Below are 15,233 nucleotides of genomic sequence, written 5' to 3' on the forward strand. Positions count from 1 at the left end.
GTCCAGCAAATGAGACCGAAACGCCGAAGCAAGGGTTCGGCCTTCCAATGGCGCCCTGCCATTGGGATACTTGCCCCAGTCCGACGAAGAGGCGGGCAGACAAGAAAGCAAACGGGAGAGCGACATTGCGCGACGCGATCGACAGGCCCACGGGGCGCTGGTGCGTATGGTGAGTGCGCCGGGAGCGATGCCGGTGAATGCCGGTCGGTTCGCGCACCCTGCGTGGAGAATGCTGATTATCGCGTTCCTTGCGCAGAACTGCGCGATCGGGATGAATTTCGGTATCTACGGCACGATCGTCGCCGCGCTTGAGGCAAATTACCAGACGTCGAGGGCGCTGGCCGCGTCGGGGCTGGCCGTCATGACCATGGTCATGGGGCTGCTGAGCCCGGTCGCGGGCGAACTGGTGCGACGATACTCGATCCGTACGCTGATGATCGCGGGCACGCTCGTTAACGCGGTCGGTTACGTGCTGCTCGCATTCGCGCCATCCATCGAGGTGGTGCTGCTGATCTACGGGGCGGTGATCGGTCCCGGCGTCTGCCTGCTCGGCGTCATTCCCTCGTCCAGCCTGGTGTCCAACTGGTTCCTGGCCGGCAAGGGGCGGGCGCTCGGCTTCGTCAACATGCCCGTCTTCGTCGCGATCTTCCCGCTGCTGACGGCTCTCGTGCTCGAGCGCTTCGGGCTCGTCGGCGTGTTCCTGATGGCTGCGGCCATTTCGCTCCTCCTTGTCCTTGCCCTCGTGATGGTTGTCTCCTCACCGGGCGAGCGCGGGCTGAAACGCTATGGCGAGAGCGAAGGCGAGGCAGAGGCACAGAACGCGGGCGCGGACGCCGAAGGCCCGGTGCTGACGGGCCGGCAGATCAACGCCAGTCGCTCGTTCCAGGTGATCTGGCTGGGCATCGGACTGCTGACGGCGGGCGGCGTGATGATGACGACGCACATCGTTCCGCTCGCACTCGACAAGGGGCTGGAACTGCCGGCGGCCTCGCTGCTCCTGTCCTCGTTCGGGGTATGCGCGGCGGCAGGTGCGCTGCTGTTCGGCTGGCTCGCGGACCGGATCGGCGGGCAGAAGGCGATCGTGGTGCAGGCATTCACCTGGACGCTCCCCTGGGCGGCGCTCCTGCTGCTGGGCGCGAGCGCCGCGCCGCTCATCATCGTGGCCGGCCTGCTCGGCCTCATATCGGGAGCCATCGTCGGACTGTGCGGCGTCGTCGTCTCGGCCTGGCTGGGATCGCAGAACTTTGCGGCGGCCATGGGCTACGTCTATTTCTACAAGGTACCTTTCCTGTTCGGCGCGGCGCCGCTGGCCGGGTACCTCTACGACCGGACGGGTGGGTACGACCTGCCCGTCATCATCCACATCGCGACGTTCGTATTCGTCGGTCTCATGTTCGCGTTCTTCCGGCCGCGGAAGATCGGCGATGCGGTGTCTTCTTGAAGACGATCGGTGCGATAGTGCCTGTGGCAATCGCCCGGCACGCCGGTACCTTGAGCTTACAGATCAGAACAAGTCGAAATTCAACGGGATAGAAGAAGATGGCTGCCGAATTCAATCAGGAACACCTCGTCGAACTGGCGAAGGCGCGCATGCAGTGGATGATGGAGAACGATCCCGAAATAAGGGCGCGCACCCCCAGGCCGGAAGTGACCGAAGCGATCAAGTCGCCCGGCCTGTCCTATCGCCAGATCATCGAGACCGTCCTTCAGGGATACGCCGAACGGCCCGCGCTCGGTTCGCGGCGCTACGAGATCGAGACCGACAGGTCCGGCCGCGCAGTTCGCCGCTATACCTCCGAATTCGACACGATAACCTATGCCGAACTCGAGCGCCGGATCCTCGGCATCGCCAGCCTGTGGCAGCACGACGGGAACCACGGCGCGAAGCCCGGCGACATGATCGCCTTCATCGCGTTTACCGGAGCGCAGATGGCGACGGTCGATCTCGCCTGCAACTGGGCGCAGACGGTGTCGGTCCCGCTCCAGGCGAACCTTCCCGCGCCGGACATGCGCGACATCCTTTCGGACATCGAGCCGCGCGTGCTTGCCGCCTCGATCGACAACCTCGAGCTTTCGGCGAACTACGCGCTCGACCAGGAGACGATTCACAGCCTTATCGTCCTCGATGCCGATGAACGGATCGACGAGGATCGCGAGGCGATCGCGGCGGCGAAGAAGAAGCTTGCCGACGCAGGCGGCAGGGTCTCGCTCATCCTGTTCGAGGACGCGGTGGAGCTGGGCCACCGGCAGGCCTTCGAACCGCTTCCCGAGACCGGTTCCGACCACGTGTCGATGATCATGTACACGTCGGGCAGTACCGGTAAGCCCAAGGGAGCCATCATCCACGACCGGATCAGCTCGCAGTTCTGGAACGAGACCATCCCCGCCTACGTGCCGTGCGTCCAGGTCGCCTACGCGCCGATGAACCATTTCATGGGCCGCAACATGGTGCACTCCACGCTGGCGCAGGGTGGTACGGCCTATTTCACGCTGCGAAGCGACATGTCGACGCTGTTCGAGGATTTCCGCATCGCGCGTCCGACATCGATCCTGTTCATCCCGCGCGTGTGCGAACTCGTCTACCAGCACTACCAGTCCGAAGTGCAGCGGCGCATCGCGCGGGGCGAGGACGAGGCCGAAGCGGACGCGGCGGTCCGGGCCGAGATGAAGAAGAACCACCTGGGCGACCGGCTTTGCGGCGGCGGCGTCGGATCCTCGCCCACCGCGCCCGAGGTGCGGCGCTTCATCGCAGAATGCTTCGAGATGCCCTTCATCGAGGGGTATGGCCAGACCGAGGCCGGCGCGGCGGCGATCACTTTCGCCAACCGCCTGACCGACTACATGGACACCGAGTATCGCCTCGTCGATGTTCCGGAGCTGGGTTACTTCACGACCGACAAACCCTATCCGCGCGGCGAGCTCTACGTGAAGACCTGCAAGCTGTTCAAAGGCTATTACAAGCGGCCCGACATCACCGCGAAGGTCTTCAGCGAGGACGGTTTCCTGAAGACCGGCGACATCATGGAGCAGCGCGGTCCCGACCACCTCGTCTGGGTCGACCGCCGCGGGAACGTGATCAAGCTGAGCCAGGCCGAGTTCGTCGCGGTGGGGCCCCTCGAGACGACCTATCTCGGCAACAGCTCGCTGATCGAGCAGGCGTTCGTCTATGGCAGCGCCTACCGCTCCTACCTGCTCTCCGTGGTCGTGCCCGACCTCGACGTGGCCCGCGCCATGCTCGGCATCGACGAGCCGACCGACGAACAGCTTCGCGAGATCGTGCTCAGCGAGTTCAAGAAGGTGGCGCGCAAGGCGGAGCTCAAGAATTTCGAGATTCCGCGCGACGTCCTCATCGAGCGCGAGCCGTTCAGTTACGAGAACGGGCTGCTGTCCAGCGCGCGCAAGCCGCTGCGCCCGAACATCCAGCGCAAGTACGTCGACAGGCTCGAGGCGATGTACGAGGAGATGGATCGCCAGCAGCAGGCCGAACTCGCGCGCCTGCGCGAGGGCGCCGAGGGGACGATCGCCCAGCGCGTCGCCGGTGCGTTCAAGGCCAACCTCGGCCTGGCCGCGATCGCCGAGGACAATCCGCGCAGCTACGGCGACCTTGGCGGGGATTCGCTCGGTGCCGTGGGGCTTTCGCTGCTGCTCGAAGAGATGTTCGAGGTGTCGGTCCCGGTCAGCGCGATCCTGCACCCGGCGGCGAGCGTCCAGTGGCTGTCCGACCTCGTCGAGAGAATGCAGTCGGGCGATGCCATCCAGATGCGCGATGTCCATCCCACGGAGGGCATACTCGAGGCCTCGGATCTAAAGCTGCACATGTTCCTCGACGAGGACGAGCTGACCGCCGCGTCGGAGGCAAAGCCGCCCGCCTCGCAGGTGAAGAACGTCCTGCTTACCGGTGCGAACGGTTTCCTCGGCCGGTTCCTGTGCCTCGAATGGCTCGAGCACGCGGCGAAGCATGACGGGACCGTCTTCTGCCTTGCCCGCGGCAAGTCGCAGCCCGAGGCACGCCGGCGCCTTGAAGCCGCGTTCGACAAGGGCGATCCCGACCTGCTGGCGCGCTTCCGCGAACTGGCCGCAGATCACCTCGACGTGCTGTGCGGCGACCTTGCCGAGCCGAACCTCGGCCTCGACGCGGATACATACGCGATGCTTGCGCGCGAGGCAGATCAGATCGTCCATCCCGCGGCACTCGTGAACCACAGGCTTTCGTACGAGAACCTGTTCGCGCCCAACGTCGTCGGCACGGCAAGGCTCATCGCGCTGGCGCTCAAGACGCGGCAGAAGCGGTTTGATTATGTCTCGACGGTCGGTGTGCCGGCACTGTTGCCATCGCTTACCAGCGCGCCCGAGGGAACCGACGTGCGCGATGTTCCGGAGCCGGTCGGGCTGAGCGACAACTACGCGAACGGCTACGCCGCCAGCAAATGGGCGGGCGAAGTCCTGCTGCGCGAAGCCAATGCGGTCTTCGGATTGCCGGTCAACGTGTTCAGGCCGAACATGATCATGCCGCATCGCCGGTACGCGGGCCAGTACAACGAAACCGACATGATAACCCGCCTGTTGTTCAGTCTCGTCAAGACGGGACTGGCGCCCCGCTCGTTCTACGAACTGGACGCCGATGGCCGCAGGCAGCGCACGCACTACGATGGCCAGCCGGTCGATTTCCTGGCTGCGGTCATGCGCGAAGTGAGCGAGAAGCCCTACGAGGGCTTCCACACCTACAACATGGTTAACGACCACGACGACGGCTACTCGCTCGACAGCTTCGCCGACTGGGTCGAGAGCGCCGGCTATCCGGTCGACCGGGTCGAGGACCATGGCGACTGGCACTCGCGCTTCGAGGCCAAGCTGCGCAACCTCGCCGAAGAGGAAAGGCAGCATAGCTCGATCAACATCCTCGGCCACTTCGCGCAGCCGCACGCGGCGAGCGAAAGCGCGCTGAACAGCAGCGTCTACGCGCAGACGGTGAAATCGCTCGAGGTCGGGCCCGACATCCCGCAACTCGACGAGGCCTATATCCACAAGTACCTGGCCGACATGCAGGTGCGCGGCTTCATCGAAGCGCCCGAACCCGCGATGACCTGAATCGGAAAAGGCCCGCGACCTAACGACGGCCGCGGGCCTTTCGGTCTCTCCTCGCTCGCCCGCGCTAGTGCTGCCTGGCGAAGGAGCGGGGCGCGACGCCCCAGTGTCGCTTGAAAGCCCGCGCGAACGAGCTTTCGATCTCGTAGCCCACGCGCCGTCCGACATCGTGCATGCTGAGAGTCTCGACCTGCAGCAGGCGCGCCGCGCGCTCCATGCGTTCGCGGGTCAGGAAGCTCATCGGCGCCTCGCCCATGATCTCCTGGAAGGCCGCGGCGAAAGCCGAGCGCGAGAGACCGACGTGCGCCGCCATGCTCTCGACCGTCCAGTTCCTCTCCGGGTGTCCACGCATCTCGCGAAGGATCGTCCCGATCCGTCGCTGGTTCGGATTGCGCATGTCGCGATATTCATTCTGCCTGAGGGCCATCGAATACTGCTTCAGGACGTGGCAGAGATGAAGGTTCACGAAGGCAAAGGCGAATGCCTTCCCGCCAGGTCCCTTGAACTCCTCCAGGATCGTTCCGTGATCGAAGGGGAAGGGCTTCATCGTGTACGCGCGCTCTTCGCGCTCCTCCTTGATGAGCGCGAACAGATCGGGCGCAGCCCGGTTCGAAAGCGCGCTGGAGCCGAAATACCCGAGATCGAGCACGCATTGCAGGACGCACGCTTCCGGCCCCTTGTCATCCAGGCGCACGGTTTCGAAATCGTCCCTTGCGGGCCGCTCGGACGCAGGCGTGGACAGCCTGACCATCCTGGGGCCGATGCCGACCAGGTGGGCATCGCCGTAGAACACGATCGCGATCTCGCCGGGCTTGATCAGCGTCGAGAAACCCTTGTCGGTGGTGATCGCGGTCTCGCCGGAACAGGCGAGGTACATGGTCGGCTTGCGCGACGCCGGTACCTTGGCGGTCGCGTCGCCAAGGTGGAGGAACCGCATGCTGCCGCCTTCGACACGCAGGTCCTGCATGAACAGTTCCGAAAGCGACGATTCCTTGACGGAGCGGGCCGGAGCATCGGCGTTGCATGCGCCGGCCTCGCAATCCGGGTCGCCGCCGGGCCGCCATGCCGGAGCGTCTTTCTCAGGCCGGACGAGGTAGGGGTTGTAGGCGCCCATCGCCTCAGGCCTTCGTGCTGATCGGCGGCCGTATGAAGACTTCGTGCAGGTTGATGTCGACGGGCTGCTCGAGGATGTAGCGAACGACGTTCGCGACGTGCTGCGGGTCACCTACGATCCTGCTGATTTCGGGGCTCTCGCGGTCGATACCGAGTCGCTCGAGATTGTTGGCGAGGTTGACCATCGTGTCGGGCATGAAGTCGCGCGAAAGCTGGGTGGCGAAGCCTCCGAGGATGACGGTGGCGACGCGGATGTCGTCATGCTCCAGTTCCTTGCGAAGCGTATCGCCGATCATCTCGGCCGCCTTCTTGGAGATGCCGTAGACGCCCGGCTCCTCGAACCGGCCCTGGACCGAACCGATGTTGATGACGTGGCCGGGCTTGCCGTGCGCACGCATCGCCTTGACGGCGGCCTGGCTACCTTCGAGCATCGCCATCACGTTGATGTCGAGCATCGCCTGCCAGCGGTCGATGGTGCCGTCCATCAGGGGCTCGGGATACATGACGCCGGCATTGTTGACGACGGTGAACAGGTGCGGGTGATCCTTGCCGACCTTCGCGACGAGTTCCTGAAGCGGACCGCGTTGCTGGAGGTCCATCGATACCTTGGTCGCCGCCGGACCGCCTTCGCGGGCGATCGAGTCGGCGGTATCGGCCAGCCCTTCGTCGGAGCGTCCGATCAGCCAGACATCGGCGCCGCAACGCCCCAGCTCGATTGCGATGGCCTTGCCGATACCGCTGGATGCCCCGGTAACGATGGCGGCCTTGCCCTTGAAATCTGCGCTCACGATCACTCTCCTCTTTCACCGGAGCCCGGGGCGCCGGTTCGGTTTTCGTCTCTCTCGGACGATAGATAGTAATCTATATCACTACATAGTGGGAAATACCAAAACTCCTGCATAGGCAACAGATCGTCCAATCGCGCGCGGTCACGCGTAAGGGCCGGTCAGAACGCGTCGAGCGAGTTGTAGTCGTCCATCGCCGCTCCGAACCTGCGAAGGAATTCGACGGTGGTGCGTTCCGGCTGCATCGCGGGCATGTCGCCTGTCGGGCACATCGTGATCGTCCAGAACGCGAATGCGGTCATCAGCTGCTGGCGAATGTTCAGGAACGCGTCGTCGAAGGAAACCGGGGGCACGCCGTGTTCCTGCATCCTCTCGAGGTAGAGCCTGAGCAGGTCGAGCTGCCAGTCGCGCCGCTGCTCGATGGTCAGTGCGGTCGTTGTCGCGAACACGAAATCGCGCGACCAGTGCCCGATGGTGACCACCTGCCAGTCGTGCAGGCCCATGCGGTCGTCGGGAAGCAGGAACCAGTTCTTGAGATGGACGTCGCTGTGGATCAGCGTGTGCGGAAGTTCGTTGTGCCGGGCGACCGATTTCTCGGTGGCGAGCCATACCTCGGCGCGGCGGCGTCGCAATCCTTCCGGCAGCTGCGGCGCGATCGTCTCGAAGCCGCGGTCGCAGAAGTCGGGAAAGTCCGGAGCGCCGTGCATCATCTCGGCCCACCAGGCGGGCCAGCGCTTGAAAGGGATCGATTCCGTTCCAAGCTCGTCGCTCTCGTGGAAGCGGCTGTGCAGGCCTGCAAGCGTCTCGACCATCTGCTCCGCCTGCCTGCGCGTTAGAGTCGTCCGCTCGTCGGGGAAGGCGGCTTTGTCCGCCATGTCGTCCATCATGATCATGTAGGCGAAGGTTTCGGGATCGAACCGCGCGTATCGCGGTGTCGGCGTCGGGATCGAGAGGCGCGGCTGGACGAGATTATAGAAATCCGCCTCGGCCTTGGCGGTCTCCGATACCCCGAGAACCAGCCGGTTCTCCAGGGTCTCCGCCGCCTTGCAGAAAACGGTCCGGGGCAGGCCGGCCGCATCGCCGGCGGCATTGTAGCTCAGGAAAATCCGGCGGCGGTTCGAGGATCCGTCGTCGCGTTCGTCGAAGGAAAAGTCCGTGACGTGGGCGTCGGGGTTGTCGCTGCACAGGACATTGTCCAGCCATTGCCCTGTGATCGACGCATAGTTCGGCGGCACTTCCTCAGCGCGCGTTACCGAGCGTCCGTGATCCTCGGCCTCGAACGCTTCGCGCACTCGCTTCGCATCGACGAGCATAAGTCCTCTCCCGCATTTGTGATACGCTTGCGAACCTTGTCGGTGCGATCCTCCTTTCGGTCAATACCTCCCCGTAGAAATCTACCGGGCGAATCTCGAGAAGCTTCGTTTCGCATCCTCGCTTTCGCTTGCGTGTGCGAACAGGCGGTTCGCATGCCGGTCTGCCTCTTCGCCCGCTGGATCGGATGCGAAGTACTCCTTGACCGCGGCCACCTGTTCGGTCGGCAATTGCGCCAGCTTTTCCGCGGTCTCGGCGGCAATCCGACGGGGATCGTCGCACACGATGTCGGCCAGGCCTGACTCCTGAGCCTCGCGCCCGTCGAAGGTGTCGATGCCGAACGAGAGGCGTCTGGCGAAAGCGGGACCGGTCCGCAGCCGCACTGGGCCGAGGCCCCACGCGGGAAACAGTCCGATGGGGACCTCGGGCAGGCTCCACTTCGCATCGGGCGCGGTGACGACGATGTCGCATGCCGCCGCGAGCGTCAGGCCGCCGCCGATGGCGAAGCCCGATACCTCAGCCACGACCGGACGGGAATGCGCGACGATCGCCCGCGAAAGCCGGCCGCAATCCGCCTCGAACAGCGATCGTTCGCGAACGCTCATGCCGGCCAGTTCCTTGAGGTCGCTTCCGGCGCAGAACCCCTTGCCCTCGCCCGAGAGCAGTATCGCGCCCGCGTTTCTGCCCGCCTCGGATTCGAGCACGGCGAACAGCGATCGGACCATCGGCCAGGTCATCGCGTTTCGTTGCAGTGGCCGGTCGAGCACGACGCGCAGCACGCCGCGGGCGGTTTCGGGTGACAAAACGGTGATGTCGTCGAGGGTCAAGGCTGTCTCCTGTCGCGCCGCTGGTACGCTCGCTATCATTCTCCCGCTGCATGCTGCAATCGGATTGCCGTCTCGAACGCGGAAGGTGAGCGAATTGCAGCTTGCGGGAAAGGTGGCTGCGACATAGTGTCCTAGCATACCAAAGTGGCGGCGCTCGACGGTTGGACCGCCAGGGGAGAGAGAAATGGCATCGAACTGGGACTTTGAGACCGACGTCCTCGTCATCGGATCCGGATCCGCCGGACTTGCCGCGGCGCTGAGCGCGCGCGACCGGGGAGTCGACGTGACCATCCTCGAAAGGTCGGACAAGCTTGGCGGCACCAGCGCGGTATCGGGCGGTCTGCCATGGGTGCCCAACAACCACCACATGGCCGAGATCGGGGCAAGCGACAGCAGGGAAGAGGCGCTCGCCTACCTGAAGCGCCTGTCCGCCGGAAAGGCGGACGAAGAGCTGTGTGAAACCTACGTCGACACCGCGCCCGACGTGATCAAGTTCCTGGAGGACCGGACGGAGCTGGAATTCGTCGCGCTCGACATACCCGATTACCATTCGGAGCTGGAAGGCGGAAAGACGGGGCGCTCGCTCACCGCGCGGGTCTTCCCGGCGGGCGGCCTCGGCGATCTGCGACCGGCCCTGCGCATGAGCCCGCACTTCCCGTTCCCGGTTTCGCTGGCCGACGTGACGGACGGCAAGGTCAACCTGTTCGATCCGCAGGTCATCGCCGACAGGCTTGAGCGCGATCTCGTAGGAACCGGGCATGCGCTGATGGCAGGGCTGATCAAGGCGGCAAACGACAAGGGCATCGCGTTTCGCTTGGGGGTGCGGGCAAAGCGACCCGTCATGGAAGACGGTGTTGTCGTCGGCATCGAGGTCGAGGAGGGCGGGGCGACCCGCCGCTACGGTGCGCGGCGCGGCGTAATCATCGCCTCGGGCGGGTTCGAATGGAACGACGAACTTCTCAAGGACTTCGTCTACGGTCCAACACCGGCACCGATCAGCCCGCCGATAAACGAAGGCGACGGGCTGTGCATCGCGATCGATGCGGGCGCGGAACTCGGCAACATGAGCGAAACGCATTATCACGCCTCGATGCGGATACCGGGCGAGGAATACGAAGGTCGCCAGCTCAATCGCCTGACTTCGGCGGAGCGCCATTCGCCCGGCGCAATCATGGTCAACGGCAAGGGCCGTCGGTTCGTGAACGAGGCGCTGTCCTATCACGACGTCTGCCTGGCGATGCGCACACACGATCCGCAGACCTTCGAATTCCCCAACGCGCGCGCTTTCGTGATCGTGCACGGCGGCTATCTCGAAAAGTACACGTTCCTGACGCGGATGCCGGGCGACCCGGTGCCTTCCTGGCTGACGAGCGCCGAGACCCCGCGCGAGCTTGCCGCCAAGATCGGCGTGGACCCCGACGGGCTCGAGGAAACGATAGCGACCTTCAATGCCAATGCGGCCAAGGGCGTCGATCCCGAATTCCGGCGCGGGACCAACGAATACGACCGCTATTACGGCGATCCCGACAGGGAAGGGGCCTTCCGGACTCTCGGGCCGCTCGACACACCCCCGTACTACGCCTGCGAAATCCGCGTCGGGACCATCGGCACACGGGGAGGCCCGCGCGTCAACAGCCAGGCTCAGGTGCTGGCGAAGGGCGGGGGCATCGTGCCGGGCCTGTTCGCCGCGGGCAACGCCATGGCAGCGTTCTTCGGAATGTCCTATCCCGGCGCTGGCGGGACCATCGGTCCGGCGCTGACCTTCGGCTACATTGCCGGACAGACCGCCGCCGGCGGCAGCAATCGCTTCTGAAATGCCCGAGGTCAAAACGGCGCGGGAAGTGCGGGTCTCACCGTCGCAGGCATGGTCGTTCGTCTCCGCGATGGACAACTGGGCACCGCTGCTGACCGGGTACGTCGATCATCGGGTGATCGACGATGTTCACTCCGAATGGACGGTCCGCGGCGAGCTTGCGGGGCTGTCCCGGGTGGCGAAGTTCGCCGTCGCGATCACCGAGTGGAACGAGCCCGATGCAATCGCCTTCAGGCTCGAAGGACTGGACGAGCCGTTCACGGGGTCGGGCCGGTTCGCCATCGGGACGGGCGAGCTGCCGGATCAGGTCGCCGAAAGCGGGGAACCTGCAAGGCGCGGGCTTTTCGCGCGCCTTGTCGCCTGGATCACCCGGTTCCTGATCGGGAGCAGGAAGCCGGATCGGGGTGCGCCCCAAGCTCCCGGCGCGGCTGCTTCGCGGCTGTCATGCACGCTCGAGGTCCTGGCCCACGGCGGCTCGGGGCCGATGGTCAACCTGCTGCTGCCCGGCATTCTCGAGGCAGTGGCGAGCGATACGGCGGACCGGATCGTCTCGGCACTCGAAGCGAAGGCCTGACTCAGCTCCCCGCGTAGTCGGGGTAGTCGATGTAGCCCTTCTCGTCCCCGACGTAGGCATAATCGAAGTCGGCCTCGGCGAGCGGAAGCGACTGCCTGAAGCGCGTGACGAGGTCGGGATTGGCGATGTAGGGGCGGCCGAAAGATACCGCATCGGCCTGTCCGGCCGCGATGAACTCGTCCGCGGTTTGCGCATCGAAGCTGCCGTTCTGGATGACGGCTCCCGAGTAGGCAGCGCGCAGCTTGTCCATGACGGGCCTATCAGGCTTTTCCATGAAGCCCGAGGCGATCGGCTCGATCAGGTGGACATAGGCCATGCCGGCTTTCTGCGCGATCGAACCGATTGCGCCGGTAAGGGCGTCGGGGTTCTCGTCGCCCATGCCCTTGCGCTCGCTCGTCGGGCTGACACGCATGCCGACGCGGTCCGGCGCGATCTCGGAGCAGACGGCGCCGATGACCTCGGCGAGGAAGCGCGTCCTGCCGTTCACGTCGCCGCCGTAACCGTCCGTCCGATGGTTCGTCTTCGACTGCAGGAACTGGTCGATCAGATACCCGTTGGCCGCGTGAATCTCGACGCCGTCGAACCCGGCGCGCCTGGCGTTGGCGGCCCCTATCGCATAGCTTTCCAGCGCACGGGCGATGTCCGCCGCGTCCATTTCGCGCGGGACGACATAGGGCTTCATCGGCAGGAAGTGGCTGTCATCTCCGGCGGGGCGGGGCGCGAACGTCTCTCCTTCCCCGGCGATCGCGGATGGCGCGATGGGCAGTTCTCCGCCCAGATAGTCCGGAAGCACGAGGCGGCCCATGTGCCAGAGCTGGCAGACCATCCTGCCTCCAGCCTCATGCACCGCATCGGTGACGCGCCGCCAGGCATCGACCATTTCCTGCGTCCAGATGCCGGGCGCGCGGTACCAGCCCATTCCGAGGGGATCGACCGCGGTCGCTTCGGAGACGATGAGCCCGCAATCGGCGCGCATGGCGTAATAGTCCGCCATCATTTCGGTCGGCACGTGTTGTTCGGTCGCCCGGGCGCGTGTCAGGGGAGCCATGACGATGCGGTTGGGGCATTCGATTGCACCGAGTGAGACGGGCGAGAAAAGTGATTCGGCTGGCATTCGCGCTATCCTCCTGATCGTCGATCGCTCTGGTCCATCGCGATTTGGTGCGCATGCAAACGATGGCCGCCCCGGTGTCAAGGGCGAACGATCGTTCCAGTGCCTGGGGTCTTTTCAGCCGTCCGCGGGCAGCACCGCAATTGACAAATTCCGAAGGCAAGCAAACTATACAAGGTGCGAGGCGGCACGCAGTGCCGATAACGCTATCGCATTGCGGAGAAGGTCAAGGGTCTGAAAAGGGGCAACCGGCGTTGGGTAAAACAAAAAAGAAGGCTGAGAGCGGGCATCCGCTACCCAGCGCACCGCAGTTCAAGTTCGGATACCTGGTTCACGATGTGTCGCGCATGCGCCGCACGGCCATGGACTACGCAGTCGCTCCCCTCGGGCTGACCCGGTCGCAATGGTCGCTGCTCGCGACGCTTTCACGCTCGACAAACAACGGCATGATGCAGGCGGAGATCGCGCGCATCATGGGGCTGGGCAAGGTCACCACCGGGGGGCTTGTCAGCAGGCTCGAAACCGCTGGTCTGGTCGAACGCCGCGACGACGAGAGCGACAAGCGCGCCAAGCGCGTCTTCATCACCGAAAAGGGGTACGAGACCATCCGGCAGATGATAGACGTGGCCGATCCTCTCAACGAGGAAATCCTCGAAGGCATCAGCGCCAAGGAGCGCAAGCAGATCGAGGACATCCTGCACCGCGTGAAGGAAAACCTTCGCGAGATCATCGAGCGGCACCGGGCCGAGCGACGCACGCTTCCAAAGGACAGCTGATGCACTTCCTCGTCCTTGCCCGCGATGCCGATGGTGCTTCTGCCTTGCGCACCGGGCACCGCCAGCGGCACGTCGACTATTGGATCGGGCAGGGATCGAGGCTGAAGGTCGCCGGCGCCATGATGTCGGACGACGGCGAGGACGCGGTGCCCGTCGGCAGCAGCTTTCTGATCGAGGCGAGCGACGAGAGCGAAGTGCGGGAGCTGATCGCCGGCGACCCGTTCACGACCGAAGGAATCTTCGGAAGCGACGTCACTGTCCAGCGCATCCGGCCCGCGATCGGCGAATGGTTCGCCGCTTCGGCGAAGGACTGAATTTCAGGCCTTACCCACGAAGACCAGCTTCTTTCCCCGGTTCGCGCCCGAGAAGAGCGCCGGCAGGGCGTCGAGTACCGCGGGCATTCCCTCGTCGATGTCCTCCTCGAACTGAAGTTCGCCATCCAGGGACAATTCGGCAAGTCGCTCCACCGCTTCCTCGAAGCGGTCGGCATGGTCGAATATCACGAAGCCCGACCAGGTGAGCGCCCGCAACAGGATTTCGCGCTCGTTGCGCAGGCCCGTCGGCGGGGGCGACCAGCTGGGCGTCGCCGCTGTGCCGCACGCGATGATGCGGCCGTAGCGCTTCATGTGCCGGATCGCGGTATCGAGGATTGCGCCGCCGGTGTTGTCGTAGAAGGTGTCCAGTCCATCGGGCGCGGCAGAGGACAGCGCTTCGTCGAGGTCGACAGTCTTGTAGTTGAAGGCTTCGGCGTACCCGAACCGCTTCTTGCACATCGCGACCTTGTCGTCGCTGCCGGTCAGGCCGATCGGCCGCGCTCCGGCACGTGCCGCGATCTGGCCGACGATGCTGCCGACGGTGCCGGCGGCGGTCGATACGAGGACGGTCTGCCCCTCGGTCGGGGGTGCAAGACCGTTGAAGGCGAGCCAGGCGGTAACGCCCGGCATGCCGAGCGCGCCTGCGTAGGACGATACCGATACTCTCGGCTTGCCGATCCGCGTCAACACATCGGCGCGCCTGGCGATGGCATAGTCCTGCCAGCCGAAGAACCCGTAGACCAGGTCGCCGTCCGCAATGCCCTCGACCCGGCTTTTCACCGCCACTCCGACCGCGAGCGAGCGCATCGGATCGCCGATCTTCTGCACCGCGTCGTTTGCGGCCCACCCGCGTTGGACGGGGTCTGCGGAAAGGTAGAGGTTGCGCACCAGGAGCTGGCCGTCGCCCGGTTCGGATACGGGCGTCGAGACGATCTCGAAGTCGGAAGCCTTCGGCGTTCCGACGGGCCTCGCCACCAGGCGGACCTGGCGATTGGTCTCGGGCAAATCGTAGTCGGGAATCTGGGCTGTCACGTCGGGTCCTTGATCATGGTGGAAGGTGCGGAACACCTTGTTGAGTATGGCTTTACTGGGGTGGGCGGCACTTCAGCCAGCGGCTTGCGCCATGCGCGCGGCGAAGGGGACCATCAAATCCTCGGTCAGCTTCGTGCAGTAGTACTCGTTCATGTGAACGATCCTGCCGCCCTCGACCGTTGCCACGAACGCGTAGCAGTTGTTGTACTCGGTTCCGTCGGCAAGCCGGGAATGACCTTCCACTTCGGCGACTACCCGGTTTCCCTCGGAGATCAGGCTGACGATGTCGAACCGGATGCCTTCCGGAATGGCGTGTTTGAGCATGCCCGCAGCTTCGAGCACCTCGTCGTGGCCGCGCGTGATTGAGAACGTGCCCGTACCTTTGGCCACCGCCTTGATGTCCGGCGATATGACCTGATCTATGCCCTCGATGTCGCCCTTGCCGAGCGATTCGAGAAACCGCGATATGACATCCTTGTTGTCGATGGGCAT

The 15,233-nt window shown here is 64.7% G+C and carries 13 protein-coding genes; 6 read left to right on the top strand and 7 right to left on the bottom strand.

All coding sequences use genetic code 11. From position 1 onward, the window contains the following. Window positions 1-166 precede the first annotated feature (166 nt). On the top strand, window positions 167-1,441 hold the full coding sequence (locus FHS75_RS01320) for an MFS transporter (RefSeq protein WP_229735494.1): 1,275 nt from the start codon (window positions 167-169) through the stop codon (window positions 1,439-1,441). Between the two features lie 98 nt (window positions 1,442-1,539). Beyond that, window positions 1,540-5,088: a carboxylic acid reductase gene (car, locus tag FHS75_RS01325; RefSeq protein WP_179405919.1), complete on the top strand. Its 3,549-nt coding sequence runs from the start codon at window positions 1,540-1,542 to the stop codon at window positions 5,086-5,088. 64 nt (window positions 5,089-5,152) lie between these two features. Here the strand turns inward: car and FHS75_RS01330 are convergent, their stop codons facing one another. The 4 genes from FHS75_RS01330 to FHS75_RS01345 form a co-directional block, all read right to left on the bottom strand. After that, window positions 5,153-6,199, bottom strand: coding sequence for a helix-turn-helix transcriptional regulator (locus tag FHS75_RS01330; protein WP_179405920.1), 1,047 nt, complete (start codon window positions 6,197-6,199; stop codon window positions 5,153-5,155). Window positions 6,200-6,203: 4 nt separating this feature from the next. Then, window positions 6,204-6,986, bottom strand: a complete 783-nt coding sequence (locus FHS75_RS01335) for an SDR family oxidoreductase (protein WP_179405921.1) — start codon at window positions 6,984-6,986, stop codon at window positions 6,204-6,206. A 158-nt stretch (window positions 6,987-7,144) separates the two neighbouring features. After that, a complete protein-coding gene (locus FHS75_RS01340) occupies window positions 7,145-8,296 on the bottom strand; it encodes an aminoglycoside phosphotransferase family protein (RefSeq protein WP_179405922.1) in 1,152 nt (383 codons plus the stop codon). Between the two features lie 81 nt (window positions 8,297-8,377). Beyond that, window positions 8,378-9,121 carry an enoyl-CoA hydratase/isomerase family protein gene (locus FHS75_RS01345; protein WP_179405923.1) on the bottom strand — a complete coding sequence of 248 codons (744 nt, stop codon included), beginning with the start codon at window positions 9,119-9,121 and terminating at the stop codon, window positions 8,378-8,380. A 184-nt stretch (window positions 9,122-9,305) separates the two neighbouring features. On the opposite strand from FHS75_RS01345, the gene FHS75_RS01350 reads away from it, so the two are divergent. Further along, window positions 9,306-10,934, top strand: coding sequence for an FAD-dependent oxidoreductase (locus FHS75_RS01350; RefSeq protein ID WP_179405924.1), 1,629 nt, complete (start codon window positions 9,306-9,308; stop codon window positions 10,932-10,934). A 1-nt stretch (window position 10,935) separates the two neighbouring features. After that, on the top strand, window positions 10,936-11,508 hold the full coding sequence (locus FHS75_RS01355; RefSeq protein WP_179405925.1) for an SRPBCC family protein: 573 nt from the start codon (window positions 10,936-10,938) through the stop codon (window positions 11,506-11,508). A 1-nt stretch (window position 11,509) separates the two neighbouring features. Here the strand turns inward: FHS75_RS01355 and FHS75_RS01360 are convergent, their stop codons facing one another. Then, a complete protein-coding gene (locus FHS75_RS01360; protein ID WP_179405926.1) occupies window positions 11,510-12,622 on the bottom strand; it encodes an alkene reductase in 1,113 nt (370 codons plus the stop codon). 251 nt (window positions 12,623-12,873) lie between these two features. Here FHS75_RS01360 and FHS75_RS01365 point away from each other — a divergent pair, with 251 nt between their 5' ends. Next, complete coding sequence (locus FHS75_RS01365) at window positions 12,874-13,395, top strand: MarR family winged helix-turn-helix transcriptional regulator (RefSeq protein WP_179405927.1); 522 nt, start codon at window positions 12,874-12,876, stop codon at window positions 13,393-13,395. Then, window positions 13,395-13,709: a YciI family protein gene (locus tag FHS75_RS01370; protein ID WP_179405928.1), complete on the top strand. Its 315-nt coding sequence runs from the start codon at window positions 13,395-13,397 to the stop codon at window positions 13,707-13,709. The genes FHS75_RS01365 and FHS75_RS01370 overlap by 1 nt, the downstream gene beginning before the upstream one ends. Before the next feature lie 3 nt (window positions 13,710-13,712). On the opposite strand, the gene FHS75_RS01375 is transcribed toward FHS75_RS01370, so the two are convergent. Together FHS75_RS01375 and FHS75_RS01380 are read right to left on the bottom strand one after the other, a co-directional pair. After that, window positions 13,713-14,741 carry an NADP-dependent oxidoreductase gene (locus FHS75_RS01375; RefSeq protein ID WP_179405929.1) on the bottom strand — a complete coding sequence of 343 codons (1,029 nt, stop codon included), beginning with the start codon at window positions 14,739-14,741 and terminating at the stop codon, window positions 13,713-13,715. A gap of 72 nt (window positions 14,742-14,813) precedes the next feature. After that, window positions 14,814-15,233, bottom strand: coding sequence for a nuclear transport factor 2 family protein (locus FHS75_RS01380; RefSeq protein ID WP_179405930.1), 420 nt, complete (start codon window positions 15,231-15,233; stop codon window positions 14,814-14,816).

This window comes from Novosphingobium marinum (genome assembly GCF_013408095.1).
Lineage (GTDB): Bacteria > Pseudomonadota > Alphaproteobacteria > Sphingomonadales > Sphingomonadaceae > Novosphingobium > Novosphingobium marinum.

Coding starts and splice junctions, on each gene's coding strand:
- FHS75_RS01360 (WP_179405926.1), bottom strand. CDS start 12,622: ATGCCAGCCGAATCACTTTTCTCGCCCGTCTCACTCGGTGCAATCGAA.
- FHS75_RS01380 (WP_179405930.1), bottom strand. CDS start 15,233: ATGCCCATCGACAACAAGGATGTCATATCGCGGTTTCTCGAATCGCTC.
- FHS75_RS01340 (WP_179405922.1), bottom strand. CDS start 8,296: ATGCTCGTCGATGCGAAGCGAGTGCGCGAAGCGTTCGAGGCCGAGGAT.
- FHS75_RS01320 (WP_229735494.1), top strand. CDS start 167: ATGGTGAGTGCGCCGGGAGCGATGCCGGTGAATGCCGGTCGGTTCGCG.
- FHS75_RS01370 (WP_179405928.1), top strand. CDS start 13,395: ATGCACTTCCTCGTCCTTGCCCGCGATGCCGATGGTGCTTCTGCCTTG.
- FHS75_RS01355 (WP_179405925.1), top strand. CDS start 10,936: ATGCCCGAGGTCAAAACGGCGCGGGAAGTGCGGGTCTCACCGTCGCAG.
- FHS75_RS01350 (WP_179405924.1), top strand. CDS start 9,306: ATGGCATCGAACTGGGACTTTGAGACCGACGTCCTCGTCATCGGATCC.
- car (WP_179405919.1), top strand. CDS start 1,540: ATGGCTGCCGAATTCAATCAGGAACACCTCGTCGAACTGGCGAAGGCG.
- FHS75_RS01330 (WP_179405920.1), bottom strand. CDS start 6,199: ATGGGCGCCTACAACCCCTACCTCGTCCGGCCTGAGAAAGACGCTCCG.